The sequence below is a fragment of the Pseudonocardia autotrophica genome, from assembly GCF_003945385.1.
GTDB lineage: Bacteria > Actinomycetota > Actinomycetes > Mycobacteriales > Pseudonocardiaceae > Pseudonocardia > Pseudonocardia autotrophica.
In genome coordinates this window covers 4,203,048-4,219,439 of sequence record NZ_AP018920.1, presented here as the reverse complement: position 1 = coordinate 4,219,439, position 16,392 = coordinate 4,203,048, and the positions used below count along the sequence as shown (strand labels likewise).

General features: G+C 71.6%; 14 protein-coding genes and 3 pseudogenes. 14 read left to right on the top strand and 3 right to left on the bottom strand.

Annotation, left to right across the window (positions count from 1 at the left end):
• Positions 1-2: 2 nt before the first annotated feature.
• The 6 genes and pseudogenes from Pdca_RS19740 to Pdca_RS19715 all read left to right on the top strand — a co-directional run.
• Positions 3-686 (top strand): annotated as a pseudogene (locus Pdca_RS19740) (Mu transposase domain-containing protein); the annotation flags it as partial.
• Entirely contained in the window at positions 683-1,075 is a 393-nt protein-coding gene (locus Pdca_RS19735) for an ATP-binding protein (protein WP_269462804.1), read from the top strand. The pseudogene Pdca_RS19740 and the gene Pdca_RS19735, both read left to right, overlap by 4 nt.
• 129 nt (positions 1,076-1,204) lie before the next feature.
• On the top strand, positions 1,205-2,584 hold the full coding sequence (locus tag Pdca_RS19730; RefSeq protein ID WP_085916918.1) for a Mu transposase domain-containing protein: 1,380 nt from the start codon (positions 1,205-1,207) through the stop codon (positions 2,582-2,584).
• The gene (gene istB / locus Pdca_RS19725) at positions 2,581-3,444 is read left to right on the top strand and encodes an IS21-like element helper ATPase IstB (RefSeq protein ID WP_085916919.1); all 864 of its coding nucleotides are present in this window, start codon (positions 2,581-2,583) and stop codon (positions 3,442-3,444) included. Before Pdca_RS19730 ends, istB begins: the two co-directional genes overlap by 4 nt.
• A complete protein-coding gene (gene yacG / locus Pdca_RS19720; RefSeq protein WP_085916920.1) occupies positions 3,441-3,836 on the top strand; it encodes a DNA gyrase inhibitor YacG in 396 nt (131 codons plus the stop codon). The genes istB and yacG overlap by 4 nt, the downstream gene beginning before the upstream one ends.
• 77 nt (positions 3,837-3,913) lie before the next feature.
• A pseudogene (locus tag Pdca_RS19715) lies at positions 3,914-4,377 on the top strand (ATP-binding protein).
• Positions 4,378-4,454: 77 nt separating this feature from the next.
• Here the strand turns inward: Pdca_RS19715 and Pdca_RS37005 are convergent.
• The gene (locus tag Pdca_RS37005) at positions 4,455-4,637 is read right to left on the bottom strand and encodes a transglycosylase family protein (protein WP_269462868.1); all 183 of its coding nucleotides are present in this window, start codon (positions 4,635-4,637) and stop codon (positions 4,455-4,457) included.
• 72 nt (positions 4,638-4,709) lie between these two features.
• Between Pdca_RS37005 and Pdca_RS36450 the strand changes: the two genes are divergently transcribed.
• The 3 genes and pseudogenes from Pdca_RS36450 (at position 4,710) to Pdca_RS19700 (ending at position 7,131) form a co-directional block, all read left to right on the top strand.
• Positions 4,710-5,501 (top strand): tyrosine-type recombinase/integrase, encoded by a 792-nt coding sequence (locus Pdca_RS36450; RefSeq protein WP_232021060.1) that lies wholly within the window; start codon positions 4,710-4,712, stop codon positions 5,499-5,501.
• A pseudogene (locus tag Pdca_RS36445) lies at positions 5,453-5,857 on the top strand (tyrosine-type recombinase/integrase); the annotation flags it as partial. The gene Pdca_RS36450 and the pseudogene Pdca_RS36445, both read left to right, overlap by 49 nt.
• Positions 5,854-7,131 carry a hypothetical protein gene (locus Pdca_RS19700; protein WP_085915147.1) on the top strand — a complete coding sequence of 426 codons (1,278 nt, stop codon included), beginning with the start codon at positions 5,854-5,856 and terminating at the stop codon, positions 7,129-7,131. The pseudogene Pdca_RS36445 and the gene Pdca_RS19700, both read left to right, overlap by 4 nt.
• Before the next feature lie 277 nt (positions 7,132-7,408).
• Here Pdca_RS19700 and Pdca_RS19695 read toward each other — a convergent pair whose 3' ends face one another.
• Both Pdca_RS19695 and Pdca_RS19690 read right to left on the bottom strand, forming a co-directional pair.
• Positions 7,409-8,488 (bottom strand): Rv3169 family protein, encoded by a 1,080-nt coding sequence (locus Pdca_RS19695; protein ID WP_085915146.1) that lies wholly within the window; start codon positions 8,486-8,488, stop codon positions 7,409-7,411.
• On the bottom strand, positions 8,485-9,555 hold the full coding sequence (locus Pdca_RS19690; RefSeq protein ID WP_158092268.1) for a phosphotransferase family protein: 1,071 nt from the start codon (positions 9,553-9,555) through the stop codon (positions 8,485-8,487). Before Pdca_RS19690 ends, Pdca_RS19695 begins: the two co-directional genes overlap by 4 nt.
• 221 nt (positions 9,556-9,776) lie before the next feature.
• Here Pdca_RS19690 and Pdca_RS19685 point away from each other — a divergent pair, with 221 nt between their 5' ends.
• The 5 genes from Pdca_RS19685 (at position 9,777) to Pdca_RS19665 (ending at position 16,388) form a co-directional block, all read left to right on the top strand.
• Positions 9,777-10,919 (top strand): helix-turn-helix transcriptional regulator, encoded by a 1,143-nt coding sequence (locus Pdca_RS19685; RefSeq protein WP_085915144.1) that lies wholly within the window; start codon positions 9,777-9,779, stop codon positions 10,917-10,919.
• 109 nt (positions 10,920-11,028) lie between these two features.
• Positions 11,029-12,804, top strand: a complete 1,776-nt coding sequence (locus tag Pdca_RS19680) for a PEP-utilizing enzyme (RefSeq protein WP_085915143.1) — start codon at positions 11,029-11,031, stop codon at positions 12,802-12,804.
• Between the two features lie 73 nt (positions 12,805-12,877).
• Positions 12,878-14,089, top strand: a complete 1,212-nt coding sequence (locus Pdca_RS19675; protein WP_085915142.1) for a cytochrome P450 — start codon at positions 12,878-12,880, stop codon at positions 14,087-14,089.
• Positions 14,083-14,823, top strand: coding sequence for a tyrosine-protein phosphatase (locus Pdca_RS19670; RefSeq protein ID WP_085915141.1), 741 nt, complete (start codon positions 14,083-14,085; stop codon positions 14,821-14,823). Before Pdca_RS19675 ends, Pdca_RS19670 begins: the two co-directional genes overlap by 7 nt.
• A 56-nt stretch (positions 14,824-14,879) precedes the next feature.
• Complete coding sequence (locus tag Pdca_RS19665; RefSeq protein ID WP_085915140.1) at positions 14,880-16,388, top strand: AMP-binding protein; 1,509 nt, start codon at positions 14,880-14,882, stop codon at positions 16,386-16,388.
• The last annotated feature ends 4 nt before the right edge of the window (positions 16,389-16,392 follow it).

Genomic DNA, 16,392 nt, shown 5'->3' with positions numbered 1-16,392 from the left:
GGTTCACTCTGGCCACGAGAATCCGGCTGGCCCCGCCGCGGGACCCGGAGTTCAAAGGGCTGGTCGAGCGCAACAACGGGTACTTCGAGACCTCGTTCCTGCCCGGACGACGGTTCGCCTCCCCGGCTGACTTCAATCGGCAGATCAGCGACTGGCTGACCAGGGCGAACGCCCGAACCGTCCGAGCGATCGGCGGGCGCCCGGCCGATCTGCTCGAGGGTGACTACGCGGCGATGACTCCGCTGCCGCCGCTGGACCCGCCGATCGGGCTGACCGCGCGGGTCCGGTTGGCGCGGGACTACTACGTCCGCGTCGATGCCAACGACTACTCGGTGGACCGACAGGTGATCGGCCGGTTCGTCGACGTCGCCGCCACCCCGGGCGAGGTGGTCATCTACTGCGCCGGGCAGGTCGTCGCCCGCCACCAACGCAGCTGGGCCCGCCACGCGGTGATCACCGACCCGGCCCATCGCGACACCGCCGCGACGATGCGCCGCGCCCTGGCCCACGACCGCAGCGCGCGGCGGGCCGCCGAGCGGCGTCATCTCGACGGGCACCCGGTGACCCTGCGCGCGCTGCCCGACTACGACGCCCTGTTCGGCGTCGACTTCACCCCCACCCCGATTCCGGATCCGAGCTCGGACAGCAGCCGGGACAGCCCCGCTGAGGAAGTGAGCAGCTCATGACCACCTCACCGAAGACGCCCACCGACCCCGGCCCGGAGCCGTCGGGACCGGTGCTGGCCGCAGTCCCCGACGGGTTACCGGCGATGATCGCCTACCTGACCCGGGTCCTGAAGACCCCGACGATCGGGGCCTGCTGGGAACAGCTCGCCGCCCAGGCCCGCGATGAGAACTGGTCGCACGAGGAGTATCTGGGCGCGCTGCTGCAGCGTCAGGTCGCCGACCGCGAGTCCAAGGGCACCGTGATGCGGATCCGGACCGCGCACTTCCCGCAGGTCAAGACCTTGGAGGACTTCAACCTCGACCATCTTCCCTCGCTGCGCCGCGACATCCTGGCCCACCTGGCCACGAGCGCGTTCGTCGCGAAAGCCGAGGTGCCGCCGCTCATCTGAAAGTGACCACTGCTGATCAGTGGAAGTGACCACCCTTGCGACCCGCCGACTGAGATCCACCACCAGTAGGCGGGCCCCCTCGACGCTCCGGTTGAACCGGCCGGAAGTCGTCGAGGGAGCCCACTCGGGATGCTCGCATGGGAGTCGTACGTGGAAGCACAAGCACTACGCGCGCAGGGATGGACGATCTCCGCGATCGCCCGGCATCTGGGCGTCACACGGGTGACCGTGCGCCGCTATCTGAGCGGCGAACACACGCCGGGGCAGCGGGCCCGCAGCGTGCCGGATCCGTTCGAGGGGTTCGCCGAGTACTGCCGGCTGCGGCTCGGTGCGGACCCGCATCTGTGGGCGACCACGTTGTTCGACGAGGTCACCGCGCTGGGCTATGCGGGCTCGTATCCCTCGTTCACGCGCGCGCTGCGCGCCCGGGAGCTGCGCCCGGCCTGCGAGCCGTGTCGGTCGGGCAAGACCAGCCAGCGGGCGGTGATCGCCCATCCGCCGGGCGCCGAGACCCAGTGGGACTACCTGGAGCTGACCGACCCGCCCGCGCACTGGGGGTTCGCCGGCAGCGCGTTCGTGCTGCTCGGGGTGCTGGCGCACTCGAGCCGGTGGCGGGGCTGGATCACCGAGTCGCTCGATCAGCCGCACCTGATCGAAGGCCTCGACCAGGTCGTCGGCCGTCTCGGCGGGGTGACGCGGCGGTGGCGGTTCGACCGGATGTCCACGGTGTGTCATCCCGGCTCGGGCCGGCTCACGGTCAGCTTCGGACCGGTGGCGGTGCACTACCGGGTCGGGATCGACATCTGCCCGCCGCGGCACGCCTGGCGCAAGGGCGCGGTGGAGAAGAGCGCGCACGTGATCGCCCAACGCTGGTGGCGCACCCTGGCCGACGACACCACCCTCGCGGGGGCCCAGGCCGGGCTGGACCGGATCTGCGCCCGCCTCGACGGACGCCGCCGCGCCGACGCCGACGGGGGCAAGACGACCGTGGGCGCGCTGGCCGAGGCCGAGCCGTTGCGGGCGGCACCGGCGCCGCTGCCGGCGGTGCTGAGCGTCGAGCGCACCGTGTCCGAGCAGGCCCTGGTCGCGTTCCGCGGCAACCGCTACTCGATCCCACCCGGGCACACCGGCGAGATCGTGACCGTTCGCCACCAACTCGGCACCCCGGCACTGGACATCGCCACCGCACGCGGTGTCGCGCTGGCGCATCACCTGCGGTCCCCGGACGGAGCCGGCGCACTGGTGCGCCTCGACGAACACGTCGACGCCATGACCCGGGTGGTGCTCGCCGAGTTCACCGACCGCGCGCCCTGCCCGCGCAAGCACCGCCGCCCACCCACCGCCGACGCCCTGGCCGAAGCGGATCGGATCCGCCACGCCCAGGCCGGCCCGGCCAGCGGCGAGCAGGTCGTCATCGACTTCGACGCCTACGCCTCCGGCACCCGCCCGCTGCGCGGACGCGCCCACACCGGCGAGACCAGCGGACAGGATGGGCGGGAGAGCTCATGAACACCCACCGGCCCGACCATGCGGTCAACCAGGCTGAACCCGACGGCTCGAGCGAGGCGGCGACCTATCAGCGGCTGCGCGCTCACCTGGAGGTCCTCAAGCTGGGCACGGCCGCCGAGGCGTTGACCGGGGTGCTCGACGCCGCCCGCGCCGAGCAGCTCTCGCCCACCGCGGTGATGGAACGGCTGCTCGGGCTCGAGGTCTCCCACGCCGAGGCCCGTCGGTTGGCCGGCAGGTTGCGGTTCGCCTGCCTGCCGCACTCCTGGACCCTGGACGAGTTCGACTTCGCCGCCCAACCCGGGGTCGACGAGAAACTCGTGCGTGAGCTCGCGGCGCTGCGCTTCCTCGACGACGCCGGCAACGTCCTGTTCGTCGGTCCACCCGGCACCGGCAAGACGATGCTCGCGGTCGCACTCGCCCGGGCCGCGGTCGATGCCGGGCACCGGGTCTACTTCACCACCGCCGCCGAACTGGCCAAACGCTGCCGCAAGGCCGCCTTGGAAGGACGCTGGGCCACCGCGATGCGGTTCTACTGCGGCCCCCGGCTGCTGGTGATCGACGAGTTCGCCTACTCCCGCACCGCGCCGGACCCGGACGCGAACGCCGCCCTGTTCGAGGTGATCAACCGCCGCTATCTGAAGTCGTCGACGATCGTGACCAGCCACGCCGGAGTGGCCAGCTGGGGTGACCGGCTGGCCGACCCGATGCTGGCCGCCGCGCTGCTCGACCGGCTGCTGCACCGGGGCATCGTCGTCGCCATCGACGGGCCCTCCTACCGGATGCGGGCCCACCAGCAACGCAGTAACCAACTCCGGCTGGCGCTCGGCGAGCACGACCCGACCGGGCAGGGCCGATCATGACCATCCTGGGCGAGCACCCCTGCCCGGCCTGCGGCCGGCAGGTCACCGTGACCCGACGCAACCCCAACCGCCGGTTCTGCTCCTCGCGCTGTCGAGCCGCGCATCACCGCGACCACCCGCACACCGCCCCGGACGTCGTCCCGGACGCCGTTCCCGGCTCGTTCAACACCGCGAACGCCGTCACGCGCGATGCCCTCACCAGCCCGAACGGCGACCACGCCGTTCCCGACGCCGTCCCGAACGCCGTCCCACCCGGGCACGCCGTTCCCGCCGCGAACGGCGTCCAACGCTGCCCGCACTGCCGCACCGAGCTGGCCGTCATCACCGTCGTCGTCCCCGCCGGCGCCGCCCACATCCGCACCCCGGAGGTGACCCACATGACCCCGACCTGACCACTACTCTGGCCGCGCCAGGGTGGTCACTTCCACCGATCAGAACTGGTCATTTTCGCTGAGCGCCAGCAGAGAACGTGATCCTGCTCGGCCCGCCCGGGATCGGGAAGACCCACCTCGCGATCGGGCTCGGGGTCAAGGCCGCGCACGCCGGCTACTCGGTCCTGTTCGACACCGCCAGCAACTGGATCACCAGACTGTCCGCGGCGCACCAGAGCGGACGGCTCGAGGCAGAGCTGAAGAAGATCCGCCGCTACAAACTGATCATCATCGACGAGGTCGGCTACATCCCGTTCGACCAGGACGCGGCGAACCTGTTCTTCCAGCTCATCGCCTCCGCTATGAACAAGGCAGCGTCATGGTCACCAGCAACTTGCCCTTCGGCCGCTGGGGCGAGACGTTCTCCGACGACGTCGTCGCTGCAGCGATGATCGACCGTCTCGTCCACCACGCCGAGGTGCTGACCCTGTCCGGGGACTCCTATCGGACCCGCGCCCGACGCGAGCTACTGGCGAAGCACAACCGCGCCAGCAACGACTGAACACCGACAGGGGGTCAGTCCCAGTCCGTCGTTACGGGGTCACTCCAAACCCGCCGTTGACAGGGTGTGGCTCTGGATCAGTCGGGTAGCCGGAGACTGCGAGAGCAGCTCGGCCAGGCACCGAAACCTCCGCGGTCGGCGCGGACGAGTTCGGCGATCTCGATCTGCTGTGCCTTGGTCGCCTCGTCGGCCATGGGTGCGTAGCGGTCACCGCCGTAGGCGACCCGGGTTGCGGCGTCGAATTGAAGGCCACCACTTATCTGGACACCTCCTACGCCACGACAAGGAAGCTGCAGGTCAGACGGCCGCGGCTCATGATCTAGTTCGCGGTCATGCGAGTGGTGACGTGCGGACCGGAGCGGCCAGGCGAGCCGGCGGTGGGGGTGGTCGATGACTGCGGGGTGCCGGTGTCGGAGGTGTCGGCGTTCCTGTCGTCGTTGGCGGTGCGGGACTACTCGCCGAACACGGTCCGGGCCTACGCCTACGACCTGATGAAGCTGCTGCAGTTCCTCGACGAGCGCGGCGAAGCCGTCAGCGGGTTCTCCCCGATGCTGGCCACGGAGTTCCTGGGCTGGCTGCGGGCGCAGTCCTCGGCCGGGCGGGCGCAGCGCAGCCAGCTCGGTCTGGTCAGCGGCGACGGGCGTCGGCTGTCGGCGCGCACCTGCAACAGGGTGCTGGCCGCGGTGTCGTCGTTCTACGAGTTCCTGATCAGCTGCGGCGGCTACACACTGGTGGAGAACCCGATCCTGCGCGAGGCCGACCAGGCCTCGGCCCGCGTTCTGGGCCGGCACCGGCCACCGCTGCTGACCAGCGCCGATCAGCGCCCGGTCCGCCGGATCCTGCGGGTTCGCACCGTCGACACGCTGCCGCGCCCGATCCCGGACGAGACCTACCTGGCGCTGCTGGGGCAGCTGGACAAGCTGCGGGACCGGGCGCTGCTCGAGCTCATGCATGAGGGCGGCCTGCGACCGGGTGAGGTGCTGGGCTTGCATCTGGAGGACGTCTCCTACGGTCGAAACGGGTCACCGTCCGCCACCGCGACGATCACCCGCAGGGCGCACGGCAGAAGTCCCGCCGAGATCGAGTGGTGGACCTGCTCGAGGACTGGGCACTCCCGGCCCTGAACCGCTACGTGCTGCTCGAACGCCCACCAGAGGCCCAGACACCGCTGCTGTTCCTGATCGGCGGCCGAGGCGCCCGCAGAGACCACGCACTGAGCTACGACGGCCTGGTCCGGCTGTTCCAGCGGGCCGCGGCCCGCGCCGGAGTGCGCGAGCCCTGGCTGACCCCACACAGCCTGCGCCACACGCACGCCACCCGGATGACCGAGCTCGGGATGCGGGAGCTGACCTTGATGCGGCGCCTCGGCCACGCACACCCGGACTCGACCAAGGTCTACGTCCGGCTCACCGACCACCAGGTCCGAGACGACTACCGGACCGCCCTGGAGCAGGGCCCGCAGCCGGAGACGGCGCGATGAGCGCGCCACGACGTTCACGGTCACCGCGCACCACCGACGGCTACTCGGGCCCCTCGCACGCCTCGGCCGGCGAGTACGAGCGGTTCCTGCGCGGCGGGCTGCGCGGGTCGAAGAACTGGACACCGATGCTGATGCAGGCCCGGGCGGAGTTCGTCGCGCACTACCCGTCGATGACGCGATGGGCCCGCCGTCCGCTGGCAGAACGCGTCGGCCCCACGATCAACGCGCGCCCCGGCCCGGCAGGAACGCTGGTCGACCCGGCGGGCGCGGCGGCGAGCTTCCGAGCGCGGCCCTACCTGTTCTATCTGTCGTTGACCGGGCGGCTGCGGCTGGACTGGCCGTGGTTGTTCGGGGCCGCGAACCTGCGGATCCTCGCCATCGCCGACGGGCTGGGCCTGCCGCTGCGCGCGCAGATGGCAGCCCTGCGCGAGCAGGAGCTCGGACGGGGTCTGTCGGCCCCCAGCGTCAACAAGAGCCTGCCCTGGGCCCTGCCGCGGCTGATCCTGCACCGAGCCGACCCCGACCTCACCACGTTGTCCCTCGCCGAGATCGACGAGCTGCGCACGGCCATCCGCACCGTTGCCTCGCTGCCCGAGATCGAGCAGCTCGACCTGAAGATCCGGATGCGGTCCGGGTTCCCGATGGCCTGGCACAGCAGCGTCACCCAGACCGGCGTCGCGGTGTTCCACGCCGGGTTCATCGAGGCCCTGCCGCTGCGCAAGCAACCCCGCCCGACGGCCGCGCTCAGCTCGGTCCCCGCGGTCGAGGAGGCGATGGGCCGCTACCTGCGCGAGCTCGCCGTCCGACGCGCGCCCGGCACCGTCGCCCAGGCCCGCTCGGGTCTGCTGCGGCTGGCGGCCTGGCACGCCGAGACCCGACCCGAGCAGACCACCCTGGCCGGGCTCGACCGGCCCGCCCTGCTGGAGTTCCTGGCCTGGCTGCCCCACCAGCGCAAGTGGAAGCACCCCGACCAGCCGCTCTCGGCGGTCTATCGCGATCACGTCATCGGCCACGTCGCCCGGTTCTTCCGCCACGCCGCGATCAACGAGTGGCCCCACATGCCCACTAAACCCCCGCTGACCAGCTCCGACGTTCCTCGCGGGATCGAGCGCGTCCCACGGTTCATCCCGGCCGAGCAGCTCGACCCGCTCATGGACGGCATCCGCGCCCTGGGTGGGAGGTCCATCCTGCGACCGCAGAATCCGCACATTCCGCAGAACCCTGACCGTGCAACGGCACAGAAACGGCACAGGCACAAGCGGCGCAGGCAGTGATTTCTCGCTGACGCCCGGCGGATTGCGCGGATTGCGCGGATTGCGCGGACAGACCTGGTGACTCACCCCAAGGATGGGTGCCGTCGCGTCGTGCCTGCGATACGGCCGTGTTTCCCGCTGGCGGCGCGGGTCCAGGTGCGTTGGCGGGGCGAAACCGACCTCGCCGTTGTCCGTCCCGGGGTCTCCGACAGCCGCCGGGTGCAGACAGGGCCGGTCGAGGCCGCGCCATCGAGCGTCATGTCCGTCGAGCGCTCCCCGGTGCCGGTGTTGTCGAACGCTAGGCGGCGGTCATGCCCGAGGGGGTATGCCGTCCCACCACCGCGTGCTCGAAGAGGCCGACTCCGGAGCGACCGTCCGCGGTGCGGAGCTCGGAGAGCATCTGGGTGTGCAGGACCGAGCGGTCGGTGGGGTCGAGGTCGGCCAGCACCCAGTCCTCTCGGTCGACGACCGTCCCGCCGTGCCAGGCTCCGAAGGCATGGTCGGGGTGGGAGTAGCCCAGGCCTTTCATCAGGAAGGGAACGCGCGGGGTGACCGCGATGTCCCGGTCGACTGTCCCGCGAGGCCCGAGCCGCAGGGCGGCCGTCTCCGCCCACCGGGTCCCCGCGCGGTAGCGGATGTCGCAGTCCAGCGTCGAGGTGCGGGCGAGCTCGCCCGGCGCGTCGTGGACGGGCACGACCGCGCCGGTCGTCCCGATCCGGTTGCCCTCCGGGTCCTCGTGCCACACGGCGTGCACGCACTCCTGGTCGAAGTGGAAGACGGACCACACGAAGTAGGAGTCCGACGAGCGGCGCGCGGGCCCGGCGGCGGCGCTGCCGTGTGTCGCCCGGATGCCCCACGAGCGGTCGCGGACCGAACGCCACCGGTCCGGAGTCAGCGTGGTGGTCACGCCGTCGACGGTCAACGAGCCCTCGACCGTCCCGAACTGTACGAGCCTGGTCCGGTCCGACGTGGTGCGGATGCCGCTGGTCCGGAGCGTGCGCGGCTCCTCGAGCGGGTCGGTCCGGGAGCGGAACACCAGCTCGCCGCCCAGCCCCGCGTGGCTCTCGGCCACCACGCGCAGGGTCCGCAGCGGCTCCACGACCTCGACGGAGAGGGGGCCGACGGCGAGTGCCCGGTCGTCGGTCAGGGCGCCGGAGGCGAAGACGGAGGTCTGGACGCCGCCCCGGGAGACGGAGAACGCGGCGTCGACGACGCCGAGGTTGGGGTACAGGCTCAGGCCGAAGCCGATCGCCGTGGTGGCGTCGAGGTCGAAGGCGCTGAACCAGTATCGCTCGTAGTGCGCGGGATCGCCGGACTCCGGATGTGCCACCGGCATCGGGGTCTGGTGGACGGGGTAGTCGTCCCAGGAGGTGATCATGCGGGCAGGAACTCCTCGGCGCCGAGCTCGAGAGCCTGGGTCGCGCCCTTGTCCAACATCTGCAGCAGCATCCGGTCACCGCGTTCGGTCGAGCGCACGGTGCCCGCCGCGGGCGTGATGACCAGGAGGATGGCCAGTGACAGCCGTCGGTACTCCGTCCAGGCCCACTCCTCGGTCAGGTTCGGCACACCGCGGGCGGTGAGGTCCTCGACGTGGCGACGTACGACGTCGGCCTCCAGCCGCCGTCGGTCGGCGGGCGCCACCGAGCTCCCCATGAGGTAGGCCAGGTCCCACATCGGCGCACCCCACCCGGCGATCTGCCAGTCCAGCACCCATACGCGGTCGGCGGAGAACATGAGGTTGTCCAGCCGGAAGTCGTGGTGGGCGAGGGTGAACGGCCCGGGCAGCGACTCCGCCCAGGCGCCGCAGACCTCCCCGAACCGCGCGATCAGCTTCCGCTGCGCCGGCTCCAGCCCGGGGCCGAGCCGCTCCTGCGCGATGCCCCACGAGCGCCGGTACCGCTCGGCGAGCTCCGGGATGGGCACCCCCATCCGGCGGTGGAGCCAGTCCAGCCCGCCCGTGTCGCGATCGTCCCAGAGCGGCGCCTGCATGCCGGCCAGCTCGGCGCGGGCCCGTTCGAGCTGGTCGGCGTCGGCGCGGTCCAGCTGGTCGCCCGGTGCCGCGATCCGCGACAGGTCCTCCAGGAGCATCCCGCTGGTGCTCCCGTCGACGTCGAGGGTCCCGAACAGATGGGGGGTCCGCACGGCGAGCCGAGGGGCCAGGTCCGTGTAGAAGCGGCATTCCCGCTCGTAGGCGCCGAGGCTCGCCGCGGTGCGGGCGGCGTCGGGGTCGGCGGAGGGCATCTTCGCCACGACCGTCGCGGGTCCGGCGCCCTCGGGGCGATAGCGCAGGGCGAGGCGGAAGGTGTCCGCCAGGAGCCCCGCGCCGAGAGGCTCCGACTCGACGCCGACGACTTCCGCCCCTTCGGCGAGGCTCCCGCCGGCGAAGAGCGACTCGGTCAGTTCCGCGGTCGTCCACCCGTGCCCGGGTGGAGCCTCGATCGTCATGCGTGCGTACCTCCGTCGGTCACGCTCGTCCTGTCTCGCTCGGGCGGGCGTCATCGTGTCATGGATTTGGTCGTACCGACTATGGTCTGACCGAAAAATCTGTGCGATGGCTGGGACCCGAGGTTGACCCCGGGTCTATCATTGGTCGAACGGTCGGACCGCTGACGCGCTGCGGCCGAGCACGGACGCAGCGGGGCGAACCGGTCGGTCAGGAGGCTGTCATGCGGGACCTCGTCGACGACCCGGGCAGCGGCGACCTCGAGCCGGAGGCGCTGCTCATCCGGACCCGGGAAACACTCGTCGGGATCGAGGACTTCGCCCGCCGTCACGACGACCACCTGGGGTTCGCGGTCCGAGTGGCCGAGAACCTCCGCGACGCGGCGGACTCGCTCGTGGTGGGAGAGCACTACCTGAGACGGCGGCTGCGGCTGGCGGAGGGCGGGGGTGCCACCGCCGAGACCGAGGACCTGCGGCTCCTGGTCCGGGCTCAGGCGCTCCGCCTCTCGATCGGCGAGGTCCGGGTGCGGCGGCAGGCGCGCGCGTCCGCCGAGCTGCATCGGTCGCTGACGAGGCTGCGGGGTGACCTCGACACCGCCCAGCTGCTGTGCGAGATACCGCGGGAGCTCGGGCGGCTGGGGTACAGCCGCTCGCTGATGTCCGGGCTGCGGGGCAACACCTGGCGGGCGACCTCTGCGTACGCACACCAGGACGAGTCGTTGGCCGGTGCCCTGGTGCAGGTCGGATCGGCGATGCCCGGTCGGATCGGTCGCGAGGAGCCCGAGACGGAGGCGGTCCGCGGCCGCACGGCAGTGCTGGTCAGGGACGCCCAGGCCCAGCCCCGGGTCCACCGGGAGCTGGTGACCCTGGGCGACACTCGCGACTACGCCACCGCTCCCGTGATCGTCCACGGCAGCGTCGTCGGCCTCCTGCACATCGACCGGCACTCGCAGACCGAGGCCGTCGACGAAGCCGACCGGGACCTGCTGGGTCTGTTCGCGGACGGGGTGGGCCTCGCACTCGAGCGGGCGCGCTACCACGAGCGGATCAGTGCGATGCGGCGACAGTTCGAGCTGCAGATCAACGGGATCGACGAACTGACCTACGGTCTCACCGGCTGGGAGGAGCTCGGTGGGCGTCCCGCGCCGACGCACCCCTACCTGTCCGACGGGCCGCTGAGCGAGCTGACCCGGCGGGAACTCGAGGTACTGCGCCACCTCGCGGGTGGGGCGTCGAACCAGGACATCGCCGACCGGCTCAGTCTGTCCGTCGGCACGGTGAAGACGCACGTCAAGGGCCTGCTGCGCAAGCTGGGAGCGGCCAACCGCGCGGACGCCGCCGCCCGCTTCCGCGCGCTGAAGGGCTGAGTCGGGGGGAGAAAAGCACCCCTCGGGAGAGAGGTGCGTCACGGCCTCGCGTCCGAGGATCGGGACCGGTAGGGCGCCGATGACCACCTGTCGACCAATGGAGGTTGCCATGACCGACGCCACAGGCGTGGATGTCGCGTACGAACCCGTGGGTATCGGGCTCAACGTCCACGAGACCCCCGCCGTCGAGGGACGGGTCAAGTGGTTGGACTCGCCCGACGAGGTCCTCGACTTCGTCGAGGAGGAGGACGACGTCACCGACGTCGTCGTGATCGTTCGGGGTGGCACCACGACCTTCCTGACCCCGGCGCTGACCGCCGGAATCTGCGGGATCGTGACGCTGCAAGGCGCCCCGGAGAGCCACCTCGGCATCGTGAGCCGCGAGTACGGGATCCCCTGCGTCATGTCCGTCGCGTTCGACAAGGGCGTGCGGACCTCGCGCGGCGAGGTCGTGCCCGCGGACGGCACCCGGATCAGGCTCGACTCGACGACCCGGCCCAAGGCCACGGTGAGCGTCGAGATCGGTGCTCCGGTGTCCGACGAGCCGGTCGCCGAGGCAGGCCCCGGGATGACCCCCGAGCAGCTTGCCCAGATCCAGCTGCTGCTGGAGAAGTTCGGCGGTGAGGTCCCGCACGGGGCCGAGGGCGACGCGATCATGCGGTCGCGGCTGAACACGAAGGTCCTGGAGCTGACCGACGAGAGCGTCGGTCAGCCGCTGACGGTCACCGAGGTCAACGACATCCTCACCTACCTGACGTGGAACGAGTGGGACGCGCTCGCCGCCCGGGCGACCGAAGGCGAGTCCGGCCTGATCCCGCGCCAGGAGTACGAGGCGCTGGGCATCCTGAACTCCTGGTTCCGGCACCCGGGCTGGCTGTCGGTCATCGAGGCGAAGGTCGGAGCCGAGGGCGTGGCCGACCTCGGCGCCGTGGCGCAGCGCGAGATCGGTACGAAGGTCAACCTGCTGCACGCCTGGGCCGCACTCACCGCGCCGTTCTTCGGCCGCGGGATCGCGGTGGAGATGGGGCTGCACGACGAGCACCGCGGCGCGGCCGACCTCCTCCCGAGCGCCACGACCGTGCGCCGGATCTACCAGGGCATCTGGGGTGAGGGCGGCATGTTCACCTCGATGCGCGACTACCACGCACCCTTGCTGAACGACCAGTGGCTGGACCGCTTCGCCGCCGACCGGATCCCCCTGGCGGACGCGGACGCCCGCTCCGCCTTCCAGAAGTTCAACGCGTCCGCGGAACTGCTGGGCTTCCTGCACCACTTCGACAACCGGCTCGGTCTGGGAGACAGCGGCCCCTACCCGCTGCCCGACGGCGGATTCGTCGTGGTCCGCGACCTCTTCGTCAACGAGCCGGCCTTCGAGTGGTCCGAGCTCTCCGGCGACCTGCCGTACTCGATCACGATGGCGATGGCGTTCAAGCCGGACAGCGGGCTCGAGGTCAAGGTCACCGACCTGTCGACGATGTTCACCGAGCCCACGAACTACCTCCAGCACCTCGCCGGTGTCTCGGTCTACACCCGGCAGCACTGGGACACCCCGGCCACCGAGGTGCAGGCGCTGTCGGTGGCGGACATGGCGGAGATGCGTCAGCGGGTGGAGTCCGCGTCGGCCGCGCTCTACCGGCACATCGCGGGCATGGATCACCGCGAGAAGGTGTTGGCGGGCGCCAAGGTGTACACCGCGGGCTTCATGCTCCCGTTCGCCCGCGCGGCCGGGGTCTACGACGAGCTGGTCGCCGAGCACGGCCTCTTCGAGGTCCACCCCGAGGCCGCGGCCGTCTACGACCGCATCGTCAGCGGCGTCGCGACCGAGATGATCCCGCGGTTGTTCCTCACGGGCTCGTGGGGTGTGCCCGTGCCCGAACAGGGCTGACCCGACCGATGGAGGACCGGCGCGCCCCCGCCCCGGGGCGTGCCGGTCCACGCTTGAGAGAGCAGGAGATGCGATGACAGTGGATGTCGGGTCGGCCGAGGGCATCGACCTCACGGACATGCGGCCCTTCGTGGCGGGCACCCAGCACGAACTGTTCCGCGCGCTGCGGGACCACGACCCGCTCCACTGGAACGAGGAGACCGACGGCGGCCGCGGCTTCTGGTCGCTGACCCGCTACGCCGACGTCCGAGACGGAGCGACCGACCACGAACGGCTCTCCAGCGCGGAGGGCACGCAGCTCGCCGAGCGCCGCGTCGAGGGCAAGCTGCACAGCCTGCACAACATGGACGAGCCCGAGCACGGCAAGCTCCGCCGAATCGCCATCCCCTACCTGCGCGCGGTGAAGATCAAGCGCTGGCAGGCCTCGATCGCCGAGTCCGTGTCCCGGCTGCTCGACGAGGTCGAGGCGGCAGGCGAGGTCGAGTTCGTCCACGCCGTCTCCGCGAACCTGCCGATCCGCGTCCTCGCCCGTGTCCTCGGCGTGCCCGCGGAGGACTGCGCGACCCTGGCCGAGCTCAGCAACGTCGCCCACATCCAGGACCCCGAGTACGTCACCACCGACGAGCAGCGCGAGACCGCCCGCGAGGAGCTGTTCGCCTACTTCAAGGACCTCTCGGCCAAGCGCCGCGCGGACCCGCAGGACGACCTCGTGTCGGTGCTCGTCCACGGCGAGGTCGACGGCGAGCCACTGAGCTGGGAACAGCTCGCGGCCTACTACATCGTGCTCATGGCCGCGGGCAACGAGACGACCCGACACCTGATCTCCGGCGCCGTCGACGGTTTCGACCGATTCCCCGACGAGTGGGCGCGGCTGCAGGCCGACCGGACGCTGCTCCCCTCGACCGTGGAGGAGATGTTCCGCTGGGTCTCGCCGGTGGCGTTCATGCGCCGCACCGCCCTCGCTCCCGTCGACTGGCACGGCCGCACGATCGAACCGGGGCAGAAGGTCGTGCTGTGGTTCGGCAGTGCCAACCGGGACGAGCGGGTCTTCGCCGACCCCGACCGGTTCCACGTCGGACGGACCCCCAACGAGCACCTCACCTTCGGCTGGGGAGTGCACTTCTGCATGGGCGCCCATCTCGCGCGTGCCGAGGTGAGTGCCTTGTTCGGACAGATGCTGGACCGCGGGCTGGACGTCCGGCTGGCGGCCCCGCCGCAGCGCCTGGAGGCGAGCATGTTCGCGGGGATCAAGCGGATGCCGGTCGTCGTGAACCGCACGTGTTGAGCCCGACGGCGGGGCTGCTGCATTTTCGCGAGGTCGCTGGACTGCCGGCGGCGGACGGCCGCCGGGTGCGCCGCGGGCTGCTCTTCCGCAGCGACACACCACAGTTCCTGAGCGATGCGGGAGCCCGGCACCTCGTCGAGGTCCTGGGCGTCCGCACCGTGATCGACCTGCGGTTGCCCCATGAGCTCGAACGGGAGGGACGCGGCCCGCTGGGCCCGCTCCCGCACCGCCACCGGCACCTGCCCTTCGAGGTGGGAGCGCTCGTCGGCGACAGCTCGGTCGGGGTCATGGACCCCGACGACCCCATGGTCAGCACCTACCTCACCTACGTCCGTGCCTCACCGGAGGCGGTCGCCGGGGTGGTCGGCGAGCTCGCCGCGGCGACGGGGCCCGCCCTCGTCCACTGCAGCGTGGGCCGGGACCGCACGGGTGTCGCGATCGCCGTCGTCCTCGAGGCGCTCGGGGTTCCCCGGGAGGATGTGGTCGCCGAGTACGCGGCCGACCCTGCAGGCGCTCGGGCGGGCATGGAGCGGCTGCGGAGTATGGCCACCTACGGCGCGGCGGTCGCCGCGTTCCCGCCCGAGGCGTACGAGACCGATCCGGTCTCCATGCGCCGGTTCCTGGCCGCGGTCGACACCGAGTTCGGGGGCGTGCTCGGGCTGCTGGCCGCGCACGGGATCGGCCCCGCCGAGGTCGAGCGGCTGCGCGAGCGCCTGCTCGAACAGCCCACCTGACCGTCCCGACCCACGGCCCGGCCGCACGACCGAGAACGACCGAAGGAGCGACCACCATGTACCCCCCCGTCCACGCCGCCGCGGCTCCCGACCGTCCCGCGATGGTCCTGGCGGGCAGCGGCGCCACCCAGACCTACGCCGAGCTGGCCGACCGCAGTGCCCGGCTCGCCACCTGGCTGCGCCGTGCGGGTCTGGTCGAGGGCGACCGGGTCGTCATCGCCCTGCCCAACGACCTGCGGTGGGGCGAGATCGCCTGGGCGTGCTGGCGTACCGGTCTGGTGCTGTGCGCGGTGAACTGGCACCTCTCCGCACGCGAGCTCGCACCGCTGATGGAGGACGCCGCGCCCCGCGTGGTCGTCACCTCGGTCGAGCTCGCGCCGACCCTGCGGGCCGCGGCGGGCGACGGGCCCCGGTACCTGGTCGTCGGTGAGAGCTACGACGCCGCGGTGGCGGGTACGCAGGCCGACTCGGAGCTCCCGGAGACGATGGGTGGTCGGCTGCTGTTCAGCTCCGGCACCACCGGGCGGCCGAAGCCGTTCGAGGTGCCGCCGGCGGGCAGGCACCCCGAGGAGGTGCCGGTGCGGTCGGGCCAGATGATGGAGAGCCTGGGCTTCGAGCCCGGTGCCTGCGTGTACCTGTCGACCGGCCCGGCCTACCACGCGGCCCCGCTGGGCTTCCTGCAGTCGGTGCACCAGCTCGGCGGGACCGTCGTGCTCATGGAGCGGTTCGACGCCGAGGACGCACTGGCCGCGATCGAGCGCCACCGCGTCACGCACAGCCAGTGGGTGCCCACGATGTTCGTCCGGCTCCTCCGGCTGCCCGACGAGGTCCGCGAGCGGTACGACCTGTGCTCCCACCAGGTCGCCGTCCACGGCGCCGCGCCGTGCGCGCCGGAGGTCAAGAAGGCGCTGATCGACTGGTGGGGTCCGATCGTTCACGAGTACTACGGCGCGTCGGAGGGCTACGGCCGCACCGCGATCACCGCCGAGGAATGGCTCGCCCACCCCGGCTCGGTCGGGCGGTCGGTCGGCGGTGCGCTGCACGTGACCGACGAGGAGGGCCGCGACCTGCCCACCGGGGAGGTCGGCACGGTGTGGTTCGTCAAGCCGGACGCCGACGAGCCGGTGCGCAGCGCGGACGGCGCCGCCGACCTCGCCTCGACCCGTGGTTGGGGCGCGGTCGGCGACCTCGGCAGGCTGGACGCCGACGGCTACCTCTACCTGACCGGCCGCAAGGGGCAGACCATCATCAGCGGCGGGGTCAACATCTATCCACGGGAGATCGAGGATGTCCTCGTCCTGCACCCCGCGGTCGCGGACGTCGCGGTGATCGGAGTGCCCGAGGAGGAGTTCGGCGAGCAGGTCAAGGGCGTCGTCGGGGTGGCCGCGGGCTACGAGCCGACGCCGGAGCTGGCCGCCGCGCTGATCTCCTACTGCCGGGATCACCTGGCGAGCTTCAAGTGCCCTCGTTCGATCGACTTCGTCGAGCGGGTCCCGCGCAGCGACGCCGGCAAGATCCTGATGGCGGAGCTGCGCGGGCGCTACCACGCCGTCACGAGTCGCTGATCCG